The sequence below is a fragment of the Fluoribacter dumoffii NY 23 genome, from assembly GCF_000236165.1.
GTDB classification, from domain to species: Bacteria; Pseudomonadota; Gammaproteobacteria; order Legionellales; family Legionellaceae; genus Legionella; species Legionella dumoffii.
This window is the reverse complement of the sequence record NZ_CM001373.1, coordinates 3001638-3016967: the sequence shown is the minus strand read 5'-3', so window position 1 is coordinate 3016967 and position 15330 is coordinate 3001638. Positions and strand designations below refer to the sequence as shown.

Below are 15330 nucleotides of genomic sequence, written 5' to 3'. Positions count from 1 at the left end.
TAGAAATGGTAATGCCTGGTGATAACGTACAATTAACTATTAACTTGCATGCTCCTATTGCGATGGATGAAGGTTTACGTTTCGCAATTCGTGAAGGTGGACGTACAGTTGGTGCCGGTGTTGTTGCAAAAATCATCGAATAATAAAGTTAAATTGCGTTGGCATGAAGAAATACTTCATGCCAATTAATTTAGGCCAGTAGCTCAATTGGCAGAGTGGCGGTCTCCAAAACCGCAGGTTGGGGGTTCGATTCCCTCCTGGCCTGCCAACGTACAAGTGAATATGAAAAGTTCGAACGAAAATCAAAGTAATACAAAAGATGTATTATCATGGACCTCTGTAGTTCTAATAACTGCAGTGGCATTTTTTTGCACATATTACTATACTTTTTCAGCTCCCATTCAGTCAATTATATGGCTTGTATGGTTATTGTTGACTTTATTTTTTTCCTATATGACCTCCGCAGGCAAACACGTATATAAATTTGCTCAAGAGTCAAAAGTTGAACTGTTAAAAGTCGTTTGGCCAACTCGCCAAGAAACGATACAAACAACAACAATTGTAATCGTTATGGTTGCAGTAACCGGATTTATACTCTGGGGAGTCGATTCAGTGATGATGTGGGCAATTGCTAAAATTACGCATTTAGGGTGAATTCGGTGGAAGAAAACAATTCGGTAGAAGAACACAAATCGAAGCAATGGTACGTTGTACATGCGTATTCAGGTTATGAAAATTTCGTCATGCGCGAAATTAAGTCACGAGCGCAACACCATAATTTACAGGATAAAATAGGTGAGGTTGTCGTACCCTCAGAAGAAGTTGTTGAAATGCGTTCAGGTCAAAAACGCAAAAGTACTCGTAAGTTTTTCCCTGGCTATGTTTTAGTAAACATGGTTATGGATGATCAAACATGGCACATGATCAGAGCGATACCCAGAGTTCTAGGATTTATTGGTGGGACCAGCCAGACCCCTACTCCCATTACCGATAAAGAAGCTCGTGCAATTATGCAACGTGTCGAAGATGGTGTTACCAAACCAAGACCAAAAATTCTCTTTGAACCGGGAGAAGTGGTTCGAGTCAAGGAAGGTCCTTTTGTTGACTTTAACGGAGTAGTTGAAGAAGTCAATTATGAGAAAAACAGATTAAGAGTAGCAGTGTTAATTTTTGGACGCTCTACTCCAGTGGAACTGGAGTTTAGTCAAGTTGAGAAAACCTAGTTCCACCATGGTGCCCTGATAATTTTTTTAAGCATTAGTGTTTAAATGAAAATTACTCAGGGCTTTTGTGTACGGGGAGCTTTAGTGTAAAGAAAGTATCACTTGCTTTAAACACTTAGCGTATGAACCCATAAGGAGTAAACATGGCAAAAAAAGTAGAAGCATATATTAAGTTACAGATTCCAGCCGGTAAAGCAAACCCAAGCCCACCAGTCGGTCCCGCTTTAGGTCAACGTGGTGTTAACATTATGGAATTCTGTAAAGCGTTTAACGCCGCTACCCAGCAAATGGAGCAAGGGTTACCTACTCCAGTTGTAATCACTGTATACAGTGATCGTAGCTTCACCTTCATTACTAAAACACCTCCGGCATCAGTTCTTCTGAAAAAAGCCGCGGGAATTCAAAGCGGAAGTGGAACACCGAACACTAAAAAAGTGGCAAAACTTAACGTCAAACAACTTGAAGAAATCGCGAAGATTAAAGAGCCTGATTTAACTGCAGCAAGCTTAGCAGCAGCAGTCAGAAGTATTGCAGGTACTGCGCGCAGTATGGGTATTGACGTTGAAGGTTTAGAATAAGGGGATTGCCATGGCTAAAGTATCTAAAAAACAAAAAAAGATTTTAGAGACAATTAAAACAAATCATTTATACAGTGCTAGTGAAGCAATAAACCTTTTAAAACAATTTGCTTCAACTAAATTTCGTGAAAGCTTGGACATCAGTGTTAATTTAGGGGTCGATCCTCGTAAATCAGACCAAGTAGTTCGTTCATCAACCAACTTACCTAAAGGTACTGGAAAAGTAGTCCGTGTTGCGGTGTTTGCCCAAGGTGAAAACGCTACTAAGGCTAAAGATGCTGGTGCAGATATTGTCGGCTTTGAAGATTTGGCTGATAAAATCAAAGGTGGTGCAATGGATTTCGATGTGGTTATTGCTACACCCGACGCTATGCGTATTGTTGGTCAGTTAGGTCAGGTCTTAGGCCCCAGAGGTTTAATGCCAAACCCTAAAGTTGGAACAGTTACTACGAATGTCGAAGCCGCAGTTAAAGATGCTAAGTCAGGTCAAGTACGCTATAGAACTGACAAGAATGGTATTATTCATTGCACAGTAGGCAAGGTCGATTTTACTGTTGAAGACATAATTGAAAATATTGTTGCATTAATTAATGACCTGAAAAAGGCCAAGCCAACTTCATCTAAAGGTCAATATTTAAAGAAAATTTCTTTGTCTACAACAATGGGACCTGGTATAGCTATTGATATTTCATCAATACCTGTGTAATATAGCCACCCATTTTTTAGGAATTCACGGCATAGATTTGGTTCCATGCCGTCGAAGACCGCAGGTGCTAACGCTTAATTTCCTGCGCAGACGGTGAACCGGCTCCAATTTAAATAATAGAGACGGCCACCATAACTGGCAAATCCTTGAGATTTGTATACATTAGGAGGTCAGTAACGTGACATTAAATTTAGCTGCAAAAAAAGCTGTAGTAGAAGAAGTGACTGCGGTCGCCTCAAAGGCTATTTCGGCAGTAGTTGCTGATTATCGTGGTTTAACCGTAAATCAAATGACGCATTTACGTAGTGAAGCGCGCAAATCCGGTGTCTATCTCCGTGTGGTACGAAATACTTTAACACGAAGAGCTTTTAAAAACACTGAATTTGAATGCTTGAATGACTTGCTCGTTGGGCCGTTGTTTATTGCATTATCACTGGAAGCACCTAGTGATGCCGCAAGACTGCTTAAAGATTTCACCAAGACATTTGACAAACTTGAGATTAAAGCATTATCTGTAGGCGGAAAAGTTTATAAAGCAGATCAAATTGATGCTGTTGCCAGCTTACCGACTCGTGATGAAGCAATTGCCAAGTTGATGTATGTGATGAAAGCGCCAATTGAGAAATTTGTCAGAACTCTTGCTGAGCCACATGCTAAATTAGTAAGAACCTTAGCAGCAGTAAAAGATAAAAAAGCAGGTTAAATCTCATTTAATCAATTAAATTAATTTTAAATCAGGAGCTAGTAATGGCTGTGTCAAAAAATGATATTTTAGAAACCATAGCAAATATGTCTGTTATGGAAGTTGTTGAATTAATCGAAGCAATGGAAGAGAAATTCAACGTTTCAGCTGCCGCTGCCGCTGTTGCAGTTGCTGCTCCAGCTGCTGGTGGTGCTGCTGCCGCTGCTGAAGAACAAACTGAGTTTACAGTTGTTATGACCAGTTTCGGTGCTAACAAAGTAAACGTGATTAAAGCGGTTCGTGGTATCACTGGTCTTGGCTTGAAAGAAGCTAAAGACTTGGTAGAAGGTGCTCCTTCAACAATTAAAGAAGCTGTATCTAAAGACGAAGCTGCTAACATCAAGAAAGAACTTGAAGAAGCTGGTGCTTCAGTAGAAGTTAAATAATAAAGCTATATCAGTGAGATTGGACCCAGCCATGGTTTCATGGCTGGGTTTACGTGTTTGAAGTCATCAATAATTTACAGAGGAAACACCATGGCCGTTGCAGAAGCTAAACCTCAATATTCGCATGCTGAGAAAAAACGATTTCGCAAAAGCTTTGGTAAGCAGGCCGATAAAATGGCGATACCAAATCTGCTTGAAATTCAACTTAAATCCTACAGGGATTTTCTTCAGGCTGATAGCAAGTCAAACGAACACTTTAATACAGGATTGCATGCAGCATTTTCTTCTGTGTTCCCCATCGAAAGCTTTTCTGGCAATGCACGATTAGAATATGTGGGTTATAAGTTAGGTGAACCAGCATTTGATGTACGTGAATGCAAATTAAGAGGCTTAACCTATTCTGCACCATTGAGAGTTAAAATCAGACTTGTTGTTCTGGATAAAGATGCAAGCGAAGATCCTAAGCCTATTAAAGATATAAGAGAACAAGATGTTTTTATGGGGGAAATCCCTTTAATGACTGATGTGGGTACTTTTGTAGTCAATGGTACCGAGAGAGTAGTTGTTTCTCAATTACATCGTTCTCCTGGTGTTATATTTGAGCACGATAAAGGTAAGACTCATTCATCAGGTAAGTTATTATATTCTGCACGCATTATACCCTACCGTGGTTCCTGGCTGGATTTTGAATTTGATCCCAAAGATTGTGTTTATGTCCGAATTGATAGAAGGCGCAAGCTACCAGTAAGTATTCTATTAAGAGCTTTAGGATATGAAACCGAAGATATCCTAAATGAATTTTTTGAAATGACCAGCTGCCATCTTAAAAATGGCGAATATCATATTGATCTAATCCCACAAAGATTACGTGGTGAGATTGCCTCATTTGATATCCATGTTCCTGAAACTGGCGAACTTATTGTAGAACAAGGCAGACGTATTACTGCACGTCATATTAAGCAAATGGAAAAAGCTCAGATGAAAGATCTGATCGTTCCACGTGACTATTTAATAGGAAAAACCTTAGCTAAAAATATAATAGATACTTTAACTGGAGAGTCTATAGCTCAGGCAAATGATGAAGTAACTGATGAGTTACTTGATACGATGGCGTCTACCGGCATCCACGAATTTGATATGATTTATACCAATGACTTGGATCATGGTTCCTATATATCAGACACCCTGAAAATCGATCCCACGTCAAGCCAGCTTGAGGCGCTTGTTGAAATTTATCGTATGATGCGTCCCGGTGAGCCACCAACTAAAGAAGCTGCAGAAGCTTTGTTTAAAAACTTATTCTTTGTTGATGAACGGTATGATTTATCTGCTGTCGGTAGAATGAAATTTAACCGACGGGTTGGCAGAAAAAATGATGATGGTCCAGGTACCCTCACTAAAGAAGATATAATGGCTGTTATCAAGACATTAATCGACATTAGAAATGGTATTGGCATGGTAGACGATATCGACCACCTCGGTAACCGAAGGGTGCGAAGTGTTGGTGAAATGACCGAAAACCAATTCAGAGTGGGGCTCGTGCGCGTTGAGCGCGCTGTCAAAGAGCGCTTGAGCCTGGTGGAATCTGAAAATTTGATGCCACAAGATTTAATTAATGCGAAACCTGTTTCGGCTGCAATTAAAGAATTCTTCGGTTCCAGTCAGTTATCGCAATTCATGGATCAGGTTAATCCATTATCTGGTGTTACCCATAAGCGCAGGGTTTCTGCATTAGGCCCAGGCGGATTGACACGTGAACGCGCAGGATTTGAGGTTCGTGACGTACATACCACACACTATGGCCGCGTTTGTCCTATTGAGACACCTGAAGGTCCAAACATCGGTTTGATTAATTCATTGTCTGTTTATGCAAGAACAAATGATTACGGATTTATTGAAACTCCATGCCGCAAAGTAGTTAACGGCCGAGTCACCGATGAAATTGAATATTTATCAGCTATAGAAGAAGTTGATCAATACATCGCACAATCAAGCGTTGCTCTGGATAAAGACGGAAATATTCTTGCCGATTTAGTGCCATGTAGACATCAAAACGAATTCTCGTTAACTACACCGGACAATATTAACTACATGGATATCTCTCCAAAGCAGATCGTATCTGTTGCTGCTTCATTAATTCCATTCCTGGAGCATGATGATGCGAACCGCGCTTTGATGGGATCAAACATGCAGCGACAAGCTGTTCCTACTTTACGTTCCGAGAAACCTCTTGTCGGGACTGGAATGGAGCGTATTGTTGCCTCAGACTCAGGTGTGTCTGTCGTGGCAAAACGTGGTGGAGTAATTGATCTTGTGGATGCCTCCCGTATTGTTGTGCGTGTGAATGACGATGAGACTACAGCAGGTGAAACCGGGGTAGATATTTACAACCTGACCAAATATTTCCGTTCAAACCAGGATACATGTATTAATCAACGTCCCATAGTTAATACAGGCGACGTCATTCAAAAAGGTGACATCCTAGCCGATGGTCCTTGTACTGATATGGGTGAGTTGGCATTAGGTCAAAATCTGTTAGTCGCCTTTATGCCCTGGAACGGATATAACTTCGAGGACTCTATTCTCATATCAGAGCGTATTGTACAAGATGACCGCTTCACTACGATTCACATCGAAGAGTTAACCTGTATTGCTCGTGATACCAAATTAGGTACCGAAGAAATTACAGCCGATATTCCAAACGTAGGTGAGTCAGCGTTATCCAATCTTGATGAGTCTGGGGTCGTGTTCATTGGCGCAGAAGTTAAAGCTGGCGATATTTTGGTTGGAAAAGTTACCCCTAAAGGTGAAACCCAACTTACTCCTGAAGAAAAATTGTTACGTGCTATTTTCGGTGAAAAGGCTTCAGATGTTAAAGATTCTTCCCTGCGCGTTCCATCAGGAATGAACGGTACTGTTATCGACGTTCAAGTATTCACTCGTGATGGCCTGGAAAAAGATGCACGTGCTAAAAGCATTGAAGAAGAGCATCTGGCACGCGTACGTAAAGACTTAGTTGATGAGCGTCGTATTCGTGAAGAGGACATCTACCACCGTGTAGCAAACATTATTCTTGATAAAGTAGCTACTGGCGGCCCAGGAAACCTGAAACCAGGTTCCAAAATAAACCAAGAATATCTTGATAAAATAGGGCGCGAAAAATGGTTTGATATTCGTCTTGAAAGCGATGTGATAAGCCAACAACTAGAACAACTTTCAAAACAACTTGAAATGTTGTCAAAAGAAATGGAAAAACGCTTTAACGACAGCCGCAAGAAAATAATTCAGGGTGATGATCTGGCTCCTGGTGTATTAAAAATTGTTAAAGTGTATCTTGCAGTGAAGAGACGAATTCAGCCTGGAGATAAAATGGCTGGTCGACATGGAAACAAAGGGGTTATTTCCATTGTGGTCCCTGTTGAAGACATGCCTCATATGGAAGATGGAACGGCTGTAGATATCGTTCTTAACCCATTAGGCGTACCTTCACGTATGAATATCGGACAGGTACTGGAAACACATCTTGGTTTAGCTGCAAAAGGTTTAGGTAATAAGATTGCACAAATGTTGGATTCAAAACAAAATGCAACCGAAATCCGCTCCTTCTTGAATAAGATATACAACCATGACGGTGTCCAAAGAGTACATCTGGATTCTTTAAATGATGAAGAGATATACAGATTAGCTGATAATTTGCGGTCTGGCGTACCTATGGCAACACCAGTGTTTGATGGGGCTTCTGAAGAAGAAATAAAAAGCATGTTACAACTGGCAGATTTGTCTTCTGATGGTAAAACATTCTTGATAGATGGTAGAACTGGAAGCAAATTTGATAACCCTGTAACAGTAGGTTACATGTACATGTTAAAACTGAACCATTTAGTTGATGATAAGATGCATGCTCGTTCAACCGGATCCTATAGCTTGGTAACCCAACAACCTCTTGGTGGTAAAGCACAGTTTGGAGGTCAACGCTTCGGGGAGATGGAGGTATGGGCGCTCGAAGCATACGGTGCAGCTTATACATTACAGGAAATGTTGACTGTGAAATCAGACGACGTTGGAGGTAGAACAAAAATCTACAAAAATATTGTTGATGGCGATCATCGTATGGACCCAGGAATGCCAGAATCGTTCAATGTATTATTGAAAGAAATTCGCGCATTGGGAATCGATATCGAACTCGAACACGATTAATTTTCAGCGTTATATACTGATTAACAATTTTTGGAGGCATAGACTTGAGTACTCTAAACGACGATCCAATGAATGAACCAATGAGAAAAGCCCCTGTGATGAGCGACTTGCTTGGCATCTTAAAGCAACAGGGACAAAGCGAAGAATTTGACGCAATTAAAATTGCATTGGCTTCTCCTGAGCTAATTCGTTCATGGTCATATGGTGAAGTAAAGAAACCAGAAACAATCAATTACCGTACGTTCAAACCAGAACGTGATGGTCTATTCTGCGCCAAAACCTTTGGTCCAGTAAAAGATTATGAATGTTTATGTGGTAAATACAAACGTCTCAAACATCGCGGAGTTATTTGTGAAAAATGTGGTGTTGAGCTTGCATTGGCAAAAGTACGTCGTGAACGTATGGGGCACATTGAACTTGCTAGCCCGGTTGCACATATCTGGTTCCTGAAGTCATTACCTTCCAGGATTGGTTTATTACTGGATATGACTTTACGGGATATTGAACGGGTTCTTTATTTTGAAGCTTTTGTGGTTGTTGACCCCGGAATGACCGAACTTGAGCGCGGCCAGTTGCTCAATGATGAAGTCTATCTTGATGCGATGGAACAATACGGCGATGAATTTGACGCGCGTATGGGTGCGGAAGCAATTCGTGATTTACTGCGTCAAGTTGATTTGGAAGAAGAAATCAAGAACTTGCGTGAAGAACTGCCAACAACCAGCTCCGAAACGAAAATTAAGAAAATCACCAAAAGATTGAAATTGCTTGAAGCATTTTATGATTCTGGGAATAAGCCCGAGTGGATGATCATGGATGTATTGCCTGTTCTTCCACCCGATTTAAGACCCTTGGTTCCGTTGGATGGCGGCCGGTTTGCTACCTCAGATCTCAATGACTTATATCGTCGGGTTATTAACCGAAACAACCGGTTGAAGCGGCTTTTGGATTTGAATGCACCTGATATTATTGTGCGTAATGAAAAACGAATGCTGCAAGAATCAGTTGATGCCTTATTGGACAACGGACGTCGTGGCCGTGCTATTACAGGTACAAACAAAAGACCTCTTAAATCTCTAGCAGATATGATTAAAGGAAAACAAGGTCGTTTCCGTCAAAACCTGTTAGGAAAACGGGTAGACTATTCAGGCCGTTCAGTAATTGTGGTAGGTCCGACTCTGAAACTTCATCAGTGCGGTCTCCCGAAAAAAATGGCTCTTGAATTATTTAAGCCATTTATCTTCAGTAAACTGGAATTCCGTGGCTTGGCTACAACAATTAAAGCAGCCAAGAAAATGGTTGAGCGTGAAGAATCTGTGGTTTGGGATATTCTGGATGATGTGATTCGCGAACATCCTATCCTTTTAAACCGTGCACCTACATTACACCGGTTGGGTATTCAAGCGTTTGAACCAGTATTGATTGAAGGCAAGGCGATTCAGCTTCATCCACTAGTTTGTACCGCTTACAACGCTGACTTTGACGGGGACCAAATGGCCGTACATGTGCCATTGACTTTGGAAGCACAGCTTGAAGCACGTTCGCTTATGATGTCTACCAACAATATTTTGTCACCTGCGAGCGGTGAACCAATCATTGTTCCTAGCCAGGACGTTGTACTCGGGTTGTACTACCTTACTCGCGAAAAAGTCAATGCTTTAGGCGAAGGCAAAATTTTTGTTAGTGCTCAGGAAGCACAGAATTTTTATGAGTCAGGCCATCTTGACATTCATGCGAAAATTAAAATTCGTATGCCTAAGGAAAGTGAGGAAGGACATCATTTAGTAGAGACAACTGTAGGACGCGCAATTCTTGCCGAGGTACTACCTAAAGGCATGACCTTCGCAACGATAAATCGTACAATGACCAAGAAGGTAATTTCTAAGGTTATTGACAGTTGCTATCGAAATTTTGGTTTAAAAGAAACCGTAATCTTTGCTGACAAATTGATGTATACCGGATTTAAGTATGCAACACGCTCAGGTGTATCTATAGGTATTGAAGATATGGAGATACCTGATGATAAAGCCAGCATTATTGAACATGCAGATAATGAAGTCCGAGAAATTGAATCACAATTCCGCTCAGGTCTGGTAACCAATGGTGAGCGATACAATAAGGTTATTGATATTTGGTCCAGAACCAACGAATTGGTTGCCAAGTCAATGATGACCAAAATAGCAACCGAAGAAGCTGTGGATGTCAAAGGAAATAAAGTAAGACAAGAGTCATTCAACCCAATCTTTATGATGGCTGACTCTGGAGCACGGGGTTCTGCGGCGCAAATAAGACAGCTTGCTGGTATGCGTGGTTTGATGGCCGCACCTGACGGTTCTATTATTGAAACGCCAATTACCGCAAACTTCCGTGAAGGTTTGAACGTATTCCAGTACTTTATTTCGACTCACGGTGCGCGTAAAGGTTTGGCGGATACCGCGTTAAAAACAGCTAACTCCGGATACCTGACACGTCGTCTTGTTGATGTTGCCCAAGATGTTGTGATTACCGAAGACGATTGCGGTGTCGATACAGGGATTTTAATGCAACCGTTGATTGAAGGCGGAGATATTGTTGAGCCTTTACATGAGCGTGTACTTGGACGAGTTGTAGCCGCCGATGTTTATATTCCAAATCAAAGTGAACCAGTAGTTACCGCAGGTACATTACTGGATGAAGAGTGGGTAGAGAAGTTAGAGAAACAAGGTGTGGACCAAATTATGGTTCGTTCACCAATTACCTGCCAAACCCGTTTTGGTTTGTGTGCTAAATGTTATGGCCGTGATTTGGCGAGAGGACATCTAGTTAATACTGGTGAAGCTGTAGGTATTATTGCCGCCCAGTCAATTGGTGAACCCGGAACTCAGTTAACCATGCGTACTTTCCATATCGGAGGTGCTGCATCAAGAGCAACGGCTGCCAATAATATTCAGATAAAAACTAAAGGGGTTATTCGGTTACATAACATTAAAACCGTAACTCATGAAAATAAAAATCTGGTTGCTGTCTCCCGTTCTGGTGAAGTAACCATTGTAGATGAATTTGGACGTGAGCGTGAACGCTATAAGCTTCCATATGGTGCTGTGATTTCTGTTCAAGATAATTCACCTGTTGAGGCTGGGCAAGTAATTGCTACCTGGGATCCACATACGCACCCAGTTATTTCTGAAGTAAGCGGATATCTAAAATTTGTTGATTTAATTGATGGTATTACCATGAATCGGCAAACGGATGAATTAACCGGATTAAGCAACATCGTAGTAATTGATGCGAAACAACGAAGTGCTGCAGGTCGCGATTTACGGCCTATGGTAAAGCTCGTTGGTGAAAATGGTGAAGAGATTTACCTCGCTGGTACTAACGTTCCTGCTCAATACTATTTACCCGTTGATGCTATCGTCAATTTTGAGGATGGCAGCCATGTGGGTATTGGGGATGTTATCGCTCGTATTCCTCAAGAACGCTCCAAAACACGCGATATTACAGGGGGTCTGCCAAGAGTGGCTGACTTGTTTGAGGCGCGCAAGCCGAAAGATTCAGCGGTTATGGCTGAAGTTTCAGGTATGGTTAGCTTTGGTAAGGAAACAAAAGGTAAGAGAAGGTTGATTATTAATGTTTCTGAAGATCAATCTCATGAGGAATTGATACCTAAATGGAGACATATTTCTGTCTTCGAAGGGGAGCATGTTGAGCGCGGTGAAATTATCGCCGAAGGTGCACTCAATCCGCATGATATTTTACGCTTGCTCGGTGTCGGCGCATTAGCAAATTACATTGTAAATGAAGTACAGGACGTATACCGTTTACAAGGTGTGAAAATTAATGACAAACACATCGAAGTAATTGTACGACAAATGTTACGCAAACGAGTTATTACTTTTGCTGGGGATTCTAAATTCTTGGTAGGAGAGCAAATAGAGGAAAGTGCTCTATTGCAAGAAAATGACAAACTTATTGCTGAAGGGAAACAGCCAGCTCGCGGTACACCCATATTGTTGGGTATTACCAAGGCTTCTTTGGCAACCGAGTCATTTATTTCAGCTGCTTCATTCCAAGAAACAACAAGAGTTCTAACTGAAGCTGCTGTAAGTGGTAAAGTTGATGATTTACGTGGCTTGAAAGAAAACGTGATGGTTGGACGCTTGATTCCGGCAGGAACTGGCTATGCATATCATCAAAGCCGTAAGGCAAAAAGAGCTAAGGCTGCAGCCGGTGAGCACCCAGTGCATACCGTTACTGCAAGTGATGTTGAACATGCGTTAAGTGAAGCATTAAACGCAGACAATCAAGAACACTAGTTCGGATTCGAAAACGGCAGATTAAACTTGACAAATCTGCCGTAGCTATATAGAATCCGGCCTCCTTATGCATTCGAAATAATCAAAAGAGACAGATCGGAGTTAAGTATAAATGGCTACTATTAATCAGTTAGTAAGAAAGCCTCGTGTGGACGTAAAGAAGAAAAGTAACGTACCAGCACTGGAATCATGTCCACAAAGACGCGGTGTATGTACACGCGTTTACACTACTACACCTAAAAAACCTAACTCAGCTATGCGTAAGGTTGCTCGTGTACGTTTAACGAATGGATTTGAAGTTTCATCATATATTGGTGGTGAAGGCCACAACCTCCAGGAGCACTCAGTTGTTCTAATTAGAGGTGGTCGTGTTAAGGATTTACCTGGTGTGCGTTACCACACTGTACGAGGTAGTTTGGATACCTCTGGTGTTAATGATCGTAAACAAGGTCGTTCTAAATACGGTACAAAAAAACCAAAAGATAAAAAATAACTGATTGTAGGAAATTGAAATGCCTAGAAGAAGAGAAGTCCCTAAAAGAGAAATTTTGCCAGATCCTAAACATCATAGTGAATTGTTAGCAAAATTTATTAACGTATTAATGGTCAGCGGTAAAAAATCTACTGCTGAGAAAATAACCTACGGCGCTTTATCTGTTTTAGAAGAGCGAGTCAAGAAGCTGAAGAAGTCTGACGAACAAGAAGGTGATTCAGGTTCTGCAAGTGGTTCTGCTACAGTTCTCCGCTACTTTGAAGAGGCTTTGGATAATGTTCGCCCAAGCGTTGAAGTTCGTTCACGCCGTGTTGGGGGTGCAACATATCAGGTGCCTGTTGAAGTAAGAACTGATCGCAGTATTGCTTTAGGCATGCGCTGGATTGTTCAGGCTGCTCGTGGTCGTGGTGAAAAGGGAATGATGTTACGTTTAGCTGGAGAACTGATGGATGCCTATGAAAGCAAGGGTTCTGCTGTGAAAAAACGTGAAGATACGCATAAAATGGCCAAGGCGAACCAGGCGTTTGCTCATTTTAGATGGAATTAAAAGAGAGGTAATCCGTGTCTACTCCATTAAAACTTTATAGAAACATAGGCATTGCAGCCCACGTTGATGCTGGAAAGACTACCACAACTGAGCGTGTACTGTATTATACTGGAATGTCTCATAAGATTGGTGAAGTTCATGACGGTGCTGCAACTATGGACTGGATGGTTCAGGAGCAAGAGCGCGGCATTACTATTACCTCAGCAGCAACAACTTGTTATTGGTCCGGTATGGACAAGCAGTTTGAGCCCCATCGTATCAACATTATCGATACCCCAGGGCACGTCGATTTTATGATCGAAGTGGAGCGGTCACTGCGCGTACTAGATGGTGCTGTTGTTGTATTCGATTCGGTATCAGGTGTAGAACCACAATCTGAAACAGTTTGGCGTCAGGCAAACAAATATGGAGTACCACGTATCGTATTCGTTAATAAAATGGATCGTATGGGGGCTAATTTCCTTCGTGTTGTCAGCCAAATTAAACAAAGGTTAGGTTCAAACCCTGTTGTGGTTCAATTACCCATTGGTGCTGAAGAAGAGTTTAAAGGGGTTATTGACCTAATTAAAATGAAAGCAATTCATTGGGATGAAGAAAATAAAGGAATGACTTTTCAATATAAAGACATTCCGGCAGATCTTAAAGAGCAATGTGAAGAATATCGTGCTCTGCTCATTGAAGCTGCTGCAGAAGCTACTGAAGACCTCATGGAAAAATACCTTGAGGGTGAAGAGCTTAACGAAGCAGAAATTAAACAGGCATTGCGTCAGTTGACTATCAGCAACCAAATCGTTCCTGTTTTCTGCGGATCTGCTTTTAAAAATAAAGGTGTTCAAGCAGTTCTGGATGGTGTAATTGAATATTTGCCTTCACCAATTGATATTCCTGATGTTCAAGGTATTGATGAACATGGTGATCCTGCTTCTCGTAAAACCAGTTACGATACACCTTTTTCAGCGTTGGCATTTAAAATTGCGACGGACCCGTTTGTAGGTACATTAACTTATTTTAGAGCTTATTCCGGTGTTTTAAAGAGTGGCGACACCGTATACAACTCAGTAAAAGAGAAAAGAGAACGTATTGGCCGTTTATTACAAATGCATGCCAATTCACGCGAAGAGATTAAAGAAGTAAGAGCAGGTGATATTGCGGCAGCAGTAGGTCTGAAGACAGTAACAACTGGTGATACACTTTGTGACACCGATCATATTGTCATTTTGGAAAGAATGGATTTCCCAGATCCTGTGATTGCAGTAGCTGTTGAACCAAAAACTAAAGCGGACCAGGAAAAAATGGGAATTGCTTTAGGTAAATTAGCTCAAGAAGACCCATCGTTTAGAGTTCATACCGATGAAGAATCTGGCCAAACCATTATTGAAGGAATGGGTGAGCTTCATCTGGAAATTATTGTTGACCGCATGAAACGTGAGTTTAATGTGGAAGCTAATGTTGGAAAGCCTCAAGTTGCCTATCGCGAAACACTGAAACAACCTGTAGAGCAAGAAGGCAAATTTGTAAGACAATCAGGTGGACGTGGTCAATACGGTCACGTTTGGTTGAAAATAGAGCCCCAAGAGCCTGGTAAAGGTTATGAATTTATCAATGCTATTGTTGGTGGTGTTATTCCTAAAGAATACATCCCTGCTGTTGATAAAGGGGTTCAAGAGCAGATGCAAAATGGTGTTATTGCTGGATATCCAGTTGTGGATGTAAAAGTCACATTGTTTGATGGATCATTCCACGAAGTGGATTCTAGTGAAATGGCATTTAAAATCGCTGGTTCACAATGCTTCAAGCAAGGTGCATTAAAAGCTAAACCAGTTTTGCTTGAGCCTATAATGAGCGTTGAAGTCGTCACCCCTGAAGATTATATGGGGGATGTTATGGGTGACCTTAACAGACGGCGTGGTCTGGTCCAAGGGATGGAAGATTCCCCAGCAGGAAAAATTGTAAGGGCAGAAGTTCCATTGGCAGAGATGTTTGGTTATTCGACCGATTTACGTTCTGCGACTCAAGGAAGAGCAACATATACTATGGAATTTTCTAAGTACGCGGAAGCACCAACCAACATTGCTGAAGCAATTATTAAGAAACAATAAAAGTTAACGAGGTTATTGAAATGGCGAAGGAAAAATTTGAACGTAAAAAGCCACACGTTAATGT

Annotated in this window: 12 protein-coding genes and 1 tRNA gene; all 13 read left to right on the top strand. The window is 41.4% G+C overall.

The annotated features are described in order from the left end of the window. Window positions 1-5 precede the first annotated feature (5 nt). On the top strand, window positions 6-143 hold the full coding sequence (locus KYQ_RS19725) for an EF-Tu C-terminal domain-related protein (protein WP_432419138.1): 138 nt from the start codon (window positions 6-8) through the stop codon (window positions 141-143). A 49-nt stretch (window positions 144-192) separates the two neighbouring features. Beyond that, window positions 193-268, top strand: a tRNA-Trp gene (locus tag KYQ_RS13755). A 14-nt stretch (window positions 269-282) separates the two neighbouring features. Next, window positions 283-654 (top strand): preprotein translocase subunit SecE, encoded by a 372-nt coding sequence (gene secE, locus KYQ_RS13750; RefSeq protein ID WP_019350186.1) that lies wholly within the window; start codon window positions 283-285, stop codon window positions 652-654. Between the two features lie 5 nt (window positions 655-659). Then, entirely contained in the window at window positions 660-1223 is a 564-nt protein-coding gene (gene nusG, locus KYQ_RS13745; protein WP_010654845.1) for a transcription termination/antitermination protein NusG, read from the top strand. A gap of 143 nt (window positions 1224-1366) precedes the next feature. Further along, on the top strand, window positions 1367-1801 hold the full coding sequence (rplK, locus tag KYQ_RS13740; protein WP_010654844.1) for a 50S ribosomal protein L11: 435 nt from the start codon (window positions 1367-1369) through the stop codon (window positions 1799-1801). A gap of 10 nt (window positions 1802-1811) precedes the next feature. Further along, window positions 1812-2507 (top strand): 50S ribosomal protein L1, encoded by a 696-nt coding sequence (gene rplA / locus KYQ_RS13735; protein ID WP_010654843.1) that lies wholly within the window; start codon window positions 1812-1814, stop codon window positions 2505-2507. A 178-nt stretch (window positions 2508-2685) separates the two neighbouring features. Next, a complete protein-coding gene (gene rplJ, locus KYQ_RS13730) occupies window positions 2686-3210 on the top strand; it encodes a 50S ribosomal protein L10 (RefSeq protein ID WP_010654842.1) in 525 nt (174 codons plus the stop codon). A 44-nt stretch (window positions 3211-3254) separates the two neighbouring features. Then, window positions 3255-3635 (top strand): 50S ribosomal protein L7/L12, encoded by a 381-nt coding sequence (gene rplL / locus KYQ_RS13725; protein ID WP_019350185.1) that lies wholly within the window; start codon window positions 3255-3257, stop codon window positions 3633-3635. Between the two features lie 90 nt (window positions 3636-3725). Beyond that, a complete protein-coding gene (gene rpoB, locus KYQ_RS13720; protein WP_019350184.1) occupies window positions 3726-7832 on the top strand; it encodes a DNA-directed RNA polymerase subunit beta in 4107 nt (1368 codons plus the stop codon). Between the two features lie 98 nt (window positions 7833-7930). Next, window positions 7931-12127 carry a DNA-directed RNA polymerase subunit beta' gene (gene rpoC, locus KYQ_RS13715; RefSeq protein WP_010654838.1) on the top strand — a complete coding sequence of 1399 codons (4197 nt, stop codon included), beginning with the start codon at window positions 7931-7933 and terminating at the stop codon, window positions 12125-12127. Window positions 12128-12239: 112 nt separating this feature from the next. After that, entirely contained in the window at window positions 12240-12620 is a 381-nt protein-coding gene (gene rpsL / locus KYQ_RS13710) for a 30S ribosomal protein S12 (protein ID WP_010654837.1), read from the top strand. A gap of 19 nt (window positions 12621-12639) precedes the next feature. After that, window positions 12640-13167, top strand: a complete 528-nt coding sequence (rpsG, locus tag KYQ_RS13705; RefSeq protein WP_010654836.1) for a 30S ribosomal protein S7 — start codon at window positions 12640-12642, stop codon at window positions 13165-13167. Window positions 13168-13181: 14 nt separating this feature from the next. Next, window positions 13182-15266: an elongation factor G gene (gene fusA, locus KYQ_RS13700; protein WP_010654835.1), complete on the top strand. Its 2085-nt coding sequence runs from the start codon at window positions 13182-13184 to the stop codon at window positions 15264-15266. Window positions 15267-15330 lie beyond the last annotated feature (64 nt).

Excerpts from the sequence above, each read along its gene's own strand:
- rplK (WP_010654844.1), top strand. The coding sequence starts at position 1,367 with ATGGCAAAAAAAGTAGAAGCATATATTAAGTTACAGATTCCAGCCGGT.
- rpoC (WP_010654838.1), top strand. The coding sequence starts at position 7,931 with ATGAGCGACTTGCTTGGCATCTTAAAGCAACAGGGACAAAGCGAAGAA.
- rpsL (WP_010654837.1), top strand. The coding sequence starts at position 12,240 with ATGGCTACTATTAATCAGTTAGTAAGAAAGCCTCGTGTGGACGTAAAG.
- rplA (WP_010654843.1), top strand. The coding sequence starts at position 1,812 with ATGGCTAAAGTATCTAAAAAACAAAAAAAGATTTTAGAGACAATTAAA.
- KYQ_RS19725 (WP_432419138.1), top strand. The coding sequence starts at position 6 with ATGGTAATGCCTGGTGATAACGTACAATTAACTATTAACTTGCATGCT.
- rpoB (WP_019350184.1), top strand. The coding sequence starts at position 3,726 with ATGGCCGTTGCAGAAGCTAAACCTCAATATTCGCATGCTGAGAAAAAA.
- rplL (WP_019350185.1), top strand. The coding sequence starts at position 3,255 with ATGGCTGTGTCAAAAAATGATATTTTAGAAACCATAGCAAATATGTCT.
- secE (WP_019350186.1), top strand. The coding sequence starts at position 283 with ATGAAAAGTTCGAACGAAAATCAAAGTAATACAAAAGATGTATTATCA.
- rpsG (WP_010654836.1), top strand. The coding sequence starts at position 12,640 with ATGCCTAGAAGAAGAGAAGTCCCTAAAAGAGAAATTTTGCCAGATCCT.